Raw genomic sequence first — 5,357 nt, 5'->3', positions numbered from 1 at the left:
TGTGGTGGTGTCTGTTTTTACATCAACGGAGAGTTTGATCCTGGCTCAGGATGAACGCTGGCGGCGTGCTTAACACATGCAAGTCGAACGATGATCTCCAGCTTGCTGGGGGGATTAGTGGCGAACGGGTGAGTAACACGTGAGTAACCTGCCCTTAACTCTGGGATAAGCCTTGGAAACGGGGTCTAATACCGGATATTCACTTCTTCACCGCATGGTGGGTGGTGGAAAGATTTATTGGTTTTGGATGGACTCGCGGCCTATCAGCTTGTTGGTGAGGTAATGGCTTACCAAGGCGACGACGGGTAGCCGGCCTGAGAGGGTGACCGGCCACACTGGGACTGAGACACGGCCCAGACTCCTACGGGAGGCAGCAGTGGGGAATATTGCACAATGGGCGCAAGCCTGATGCAGCGACGCCGCGTGAGGGATGAATGCCTTCGGGTTGTAAACCTCTTTCAGTAGGGAAGAAGCGTAAGTGACGGTACCTGCAGAAGAAGCGCCGGCTAACTACGTGCCAGCAGCCGCGGTAATACGTAGGGCGCAAGCGTTATCCGGAATTATTGGGCGTAAAGAGCTCGTAGGCGGTTTGTCGCGTCTGCCGTGAAAGTCCGGGGCTCAACTCCGGATCTGCGGTGGGTACGGGCAGACTAGAGTGCAGTAGGGGAGACTGGAATTCCTGGTGTAGCGGTGAAATGCGCAGATATCAGGAGGAACACCGATGGCGAAGGCAGGTCTCTGGGCTGTAACTGACGCTGAGGAGCGAAAGCATGGGGAGCGAACAGGATTAGATACCCTGGTAGTCCATGCCGTAAACGTTGGGCACTAGGTGTGGGGGACATTCCACGTTTTCCGCGCCGTAGCTAACGCATTAAGTGCCCCGCCTGGGGAGTACGGCCGCAAGGCTAAAACTCAAAGGAATTGACGGGGGCCCGCACAAGCGGCGGAGCATGCGGATTAATTCGATGCAACGCGAAGAACCTTACCAAGGCTTGACATGAACCGGAAACGGCCAGAGATGGCCGCCCCGCTTGCGGTCGGTTTACAGGTGGTGCATGGTTGTCGTCAGCTCGTGTCGTGAGATGTTGGGTTAAGTCCCGCAACGAGCGCAACCCTCGTTCCATGTTGCCAGCGGGTTATGCCGGGGACTCATGGGAGACTGCCGGGGTCAACTCGGAGGAAGGTGGGGACGACGTCAAATCATCATGCCCCTTATGTCTTGGGCTTCACGCATGCTACAATGGCCGGTACAAAGGGTTGCGATACTGTGAGGTGGAGCTAATCCCAAAAAGCCGGTCTCAGTTCGGATTGGGGTCTGCAACTCGACCCCATGAAGTCGGAGTCGCTAGTAATCGCAGATCAGCAACGCTGCGGTGAATACGTTCCCGGGCCTTGTACACACCGCCCGTCAAGTCACGAAAGTTGGTAACACCCGAAGCCGGTGGCCTAACCCTTTTGGGGGGGAGCCGTCGAAGGTGGGACCGGCGATTGGGACTAAGTCGTAACAAGGTAGCCGTACCGGAAGGTGCGGCTGGATCACCTCCTTTCTAAGGAGCGCCTCAGATTCGTTTGCCCCGGCCCTGGTGGTTGGTGGTGGGGGTCTGCAGGAGGCCCGTTGCGCGGACGATTGTTCCGCGGTGGGTGCTCATGGGTGGAATATTGACAGGACAGGTGCCTGTGGGGTGCCGGCCGGTGTTTGAGTACGGCCCGTGTGTTGTGTTCTCCTTTGGGGGGCGTGGCGGCGGGTGTGGAAAGGATGGTTTTTGCGGTTGGTGGTTCCGTGGGTTTCGTTTGGCACACTGTTGGGTCCTGAGGCAACAGGGTTCCGTGGTCTTTTTTGCCTGCTGGTGTGGGTGGAGGGGGTTGCGGGGGTTTGGTGTTTCTGGTGTTCCCGGGCATGGCTGGTTTCCGCGCGTTGGTGTGGTTGCTGGTGTGTGATGGGGTTGTTGTTTGAGAACTACATAGTGGACGCGAGCATCTTAAGAAGCAATTTCTTTGAGAATGTTTGAACCTGGATCTGTTGCATCGTTTCGTGCCTTTCGAGGGTGTGGGGTGGTGTGGTGGTTTCATGGTTCTCTCGATATGTTTTGTTTTGTGATCTTTTGTGGTCAAGTTTTTAAGGGCGCACGGTGAATGCCTTGGCATTAGGAGCCGAAGAAGGACGTAGGAATCTGCGATAAGCCTCGGGGAGTTGATAACCGAACCCTGATCCGAGGATGTCCGAATGGGGAAACCCCGCCACGCGCTCTTTGGGGTGACGTGGTGACCTGCAGCTGAACACATAGGCTGTGTGGGGGGAACGTGGGGAAGTGAAACATCTCAGTACCCACAGGAAGAGAAAACAACAGTGATTCCGTCAGTAGTGGCGAGCGAACGCGGATCAGGCTAAACCGTGTCATGTGTGATAGCCGGCGGGCGTTGCATGGCCGGGGTTGTGGGACTTTCCGTTCCAGCTCTGCCGGGCTGGGGAGGTGAGAGTGTAGGCATAGGTGAACGGTCTTGAAAGGCCGGCCGTAGAGGGTGTGAGCCCCGTAACCGAAATGTTTTTGACACCGCCTGGAGAGTATCCCAAGTAGTACGGGGCCCGAGAAATCCCGTGCGAATCTGTCAGGACCACCTGATAAGCCTAAATACTACCTAATGACCGATAGCGGACAAGTACCGTGAGGGAAAGGTGAAAAGTACCCCGGGAGGGGAGTGAAACAGTACCTGAAACCGTGTGCCTACAAACCGTCGGAGCGAGTCTGATTCTTGTGACGGCGTGCCTTTTGAAGAATGAGCCTGCGAGTTAGTGTTACGTCGCGAGGTTAACCCGTGTGGGGAAGCCGTAGCGAAAGCGAGTCTGAATAGGGCGAGTGTAGTGGCGTGATCTAGACCCGAAGCGAAGTGATCTACCCATGGCCAGGTTGAAGCGACTGTAAGACGTCGTGGAGGACCGAACCCACTTCAGTTGAAAATGGAGGGGATGAGCTGTGGGTAGGGGTGAAAGGCCAATCAAACTTCGTGATAGCTGGTTCTCCCCGAAATGCATTTAGGTGCAGCGTTGCGTGTTTCTTGCCGGAGGTAGAGCGACTGGATGGCTAATGGGCCCTACAAGGTTACTGACGTCAGCCAAACTCCGAATGCCGGTAAGTCAGAGCGCAGCAGTGAGACCGTGGGGGATAAGCTTCATGGTCGAGAGGGAAACAGCCCAGACCACCAACTAAGGCCCCTAAGCGTGTGCTAAGTGGGAAAGGATGTGGGATTGCGAAGACAACCAGGAGGTTGGCTTAGAAGCAGCCATCCTTAAAAGAGTGCGTAATAGCTCACTGGTCAAGTGATTCCGCGCCGACAATGTAGCGGGGCTCAAGTACACCGCCGAAGTTGTGGATTTCGGATAGTAGACAAGCCTTCGTGGTTCAGTCGTCCGGAGTGGTAGGGGAGCGTCGTGTGGGCGGTGAAGCCGCGGTGTAAACCAGTGGTGGAGCCTACACGAGTGAGAATGCAGGCATGAGTAGCGAATGACGGGTGAGAAACCCGTCCGCCGGATGATCAAGGGTTCCAGGGTCAAGCTAATCTGCCCTGGGTAAGTCGGGACCTAAGGCGAGGCCGACAGGCGTAGTCGATGGACAACGGGTTGATATTCCCGTACCGGTGAAAAACCGCCAATGCTGATCGGGTGATACTAACCGCCGGATGCATGACCGTCCGCCCTTGTGGCGGGTCCGGTTTTTTGCGGACCGCGGGACCTGATCCCGGGAGGTAAGCGTATTAACAGGTGTGACGCAGGAAGGTAGCCAAGCCGGGCGATGGTTGTCCCGGTCTAAGGATGTAGGGCGGGTCATAGGTAAATCCGTGGCCCTGGTTTTGATACCGGGTCTGAGATCTGACGGGACCCCCGTGAGGGGGAATTTGGTGATCCTATGCTGCCGAGAAAAGCATCGACGCGAGGTTTTAACCGCCCGTACCCCAAACCGACACAGGTGATCAGGTAGAGAATACTAAGGCGATCGAGAGAATTATGGTTAAGGAACTCGGCAAAATGCCCCCGTAACTTCGGGAGAAGGGGGGCCCCAACCTTGATGACCACGTGCTGGTCGGAGGGGATCGGGGCCGCAGAGACCAGGGGGAAGCGACTGTTTACTAAAAACACAGGTCCGTGCGAAGTCGCAAGACGATGTATACGGACTGACTCCTGCCCGGTGCTGGAAGGTTAAGAGGACCGGTTAGCCCTTGCGGGCGAAGCTGAGAATTTAAGCCCCAGTAAACGGCGGTGGTAACTATAACCATCCTAAGGTAGCGAAATTCCTTGTCGGGTAAGTTCCGACCTGCACGAATGGAGTAACGACTTCCCCGCTGTCTCAACCATAAACTCGGCGAAATTGCAGTACGAGTAAAGATGCTCGTTACGCGCAGCAGGACGGAAAGACCCCGAGACCTTTACTATAGTTTGGTATTGGTGTTCGCAGTGGCTTGTGTAGGATAGGTGGGAGACTGTGAAGCCGTGACGCCAGTTACGGTGGAGTCATCGTTGAAATACCACTCTGGTCACTTTGGACATCTAACTTCGGCCCGTAATCCGGGTCAGGGACAGTGCCTGATGGGTAGTTTAACTGGGGCGGTTGCCTCCTAAAGAGTAACGGAGGCGCCCAAAGGTTCCCTCAGCCTGGTTGGCAATCAGGTGTCGAGTGTAAGTGCACAAGGGAGCTTGACTGTGAGAGAGACATCTCGAGCAGGGACGAAAGTCGGGACTAGTGATCCGGCGGCACATTGTGGAATGGCCGTCGCTCAACGGATAAAAGGTACCTCGGGGATAACAGGCTGATCTTGCCCAAGAGTCCATATCGACGGCATGGTTTGGCACCTCGATGTCGGCTCGTCGCATCCTGGGGCTGGAGTAGGTCCCAAGGGTTGGGCTGTTCGCCCATTAAAGCGGTACGCGAGCTGGGTTTAGAACGTCGTGAGACAGTTCGGTCCCTATCCGCTGCGCGCGCAGGAAATTTGAGAAGGGCTGTCCTTAGTACGAGAGGACCGGGACGGACGAACCTCTGGTGTGTCAGTTGTACTGCCAAGTGCATCGCTGATTAGCTACGTTCGGATGGGATAACCGCTGAAAGCATCTAAGCGGGAAGCCCGCTTCGAGATGAGATTTCCATGCACCTTTGTGTGTGAGAGGCCCCCAGCCAGACCACTGGGTTGATAGGCCGGACGTGGAAGCGGGGACTAAAGACCCGTGAAGCTGACCGGTACTAATAGGCCGATGACTTACACCACACCCCTGACCGGTGAAGCGACTTCAAACGCTGCACCACCACGGTCAGGGAAAAAGATCTGCTGCTTGCGTCCACTATGTGGTTCCCAACCAACAACCCCACCCC

The 5,357-nt window shown here is 56.0% G+C and carries 2 rRNA genes; both read left to right on the top strand.

Annotated elements, in window-relative coordinates:
- The first annotated feature begins 22 nt into the window (after positions 1 to 22).
- A 16S ribosomal RNA gene (locus QMG52_RS21345) occupies positions 23 to 1,547 on the top strand.
- 559 nt (positions 1,548 to 2,106) lie between these two features.
- Positions 2,107 to 5,253: ribosomal RNA gene (locus QMG52_RS21340) — 23S ribosomal RNA — on the top strand.
- Together the 16S and 23S rRNA genes form the textbook arrangement of a ribosomal RNA operon.
- Positions 5,254 to 5,357 lie beyond the last annotated feature (104 nt).

It is taken from the genome of Paenarthrobacter sp. PH39-S1 (assembly GCF_030063245.1).
Lineage (GTDB): Bacteria > Actinomycetota > Actinomycetes > Actinomycetales > Micrococcaceae > Arthrobacter_M.
This window is presented reverse-complemented; position numbering and strand designations above follow the sequence as displayed.